Source organism: Kineococcus mangrovi (assembly GCF_041320705.1).
GTDB lineage: Bacteria > Actinomycetota > Actinomycetes > Actinomycetales > Kineococcaceae > Kineococcus > Kineococcus mangrovi.
This window is the reverse complement of record NZ_JBGGTQ010000023.1, coordinates 1-1,529: the sequence shown is the minus strand read 5'-3', so window position 1 is coordinate 1,529 and position 1,529 is coordinate 1. Positions and strand designations below refer to the sequence as shown.

Sequence of the window (1,529 nt, the reverse complement as noted above, 5' to 3'; positions counted from 1 at the left end):
CACCCCTACCCACAGCTCATCCCCCAGGTTTTCAACCCTGGTGGGTTCGGTCCTCCACGCGGTCTTACCCACGCTTCAACCTGGCCATGGGTAGATCACTCCGCTTCGGGTCTAGAGCACGCGACTAAAATTCGCCCTGTTCGGACTCGCTTTCGCTACGGCTACCCCCCACGGGTTAACCTCGCCACGCACCACTAACTCGCAGGCTCATTCTTCAAAAGGCACGCCGTCACCCACCACAAGGACAGGCTCCGACGGATTGTAGGCACACGGTTTCAGGTACTCTTTCACTCCCCTCCCGGGGTGCTTTTCACCATTCCCTCACGGTACTTGTCCGCTATCGGTCATCAGGAAGTATTTAGGCTTACCAGGTGGTCCTGGCAGATTCACACGAGATTCCACGAGCCCCGTGCTACTCGGGAGGCGTTCCCAAGGAGGCCGCGATGTTTCACCTACGGGGGTCTCACCCACTACGCCAGACCATCCCAGGCCCTTCGGCTACACCACGACTTTCTCACTCCCCGAACCGGTGGTAGCCGGCTCCAGAACACTCCCACAACCCCCACACCGCAACCCCTACCAGGTCTCACACGATGCCGGTTTAGCCTCATCCGCTTTCGCTCGCCACTACTCACGGAATCACATGTTGTTTTCTCTTCCTGTGGGTACTGAGATGTTTCACTTCCCCACGTTCCCTCCACACACCCTATACATTCAGATGCGGGTGACCGCCCATGACGACGGCCGGGTTCCCCCATTCGGACACCCTCGGATCAAAGTTCGGTTGCCAACTCCCCGAGGCTTAACGCAGGCTCCCACGTCCTTCATCGGCTCCTGATGCCAAGGCATCCACCATGCGCCCTTACACACTTGCCCACCACACACCACCCACCACCACAACCCCCACCCACCGATCCGAAAACCAGCAAGGCGAAGAAGCAGCGAACAGCGCGAGCGCACAACGCGTGCAACAAACATAAACGAACCACAAAGACCACCACCACGACTCAACTCTCCGACCCGAAGACCGAAGAACCTCACCGCGGCGGCGATTAGAGGATCTACTCGACGAACACCACTACAAAGATGTTCGCGTCCACTGTGCAGTTCTCAACAGACAACCCGACACCCCACCCATCAACGACCCACACCAGACCTGAACGTTCCGAAGAACACCCAACGGTATGTAGATCAGGTGAAGCCCAGACCAGAGGTTCGACTCCAAGAGCCGGTTCCTCAGGACCCAACAGTGCGCCAGACACCATCACTCAACAGATCAGCTGTTCCACTCAGCCATCCGAAGACGAACCGAGGTACTGAGCACGACCATCGAGGTCACGGTGCCATGTTGATGTTCCACCCTCGAGCACCAGCCGCCGAACAGACGCCGGCAGAAACTGGTCCACCCACACCCCACCCACGACCGGTACGAAGACCAGCCACGGCTGTACGGAGTGTGGTTGATGCTCCTTAGAAAGGAGGTGATCCAGCCGCACCTTCCGGTACGGCTACCTTGTTACGACTTCGTC

General features: G+C 58.4%; 2 rRNA genes. Both read right to left on the bottom strand.

Features of this window, described 5'->3' with window-relative positions:
• Window positions 1-876, bottom strand: a 23S ribosomal RNA gene (locus AB2L28_RS20750); the annotation flags it as partial.
• A gap of 598 nt (window positions 877-1,474) precedes the next feature.
• Window positions 1,475-1,529, bottom strand: a 16S ribosomal RNA gene (locus AB2L28_RS20745); the annotation flags it as partial.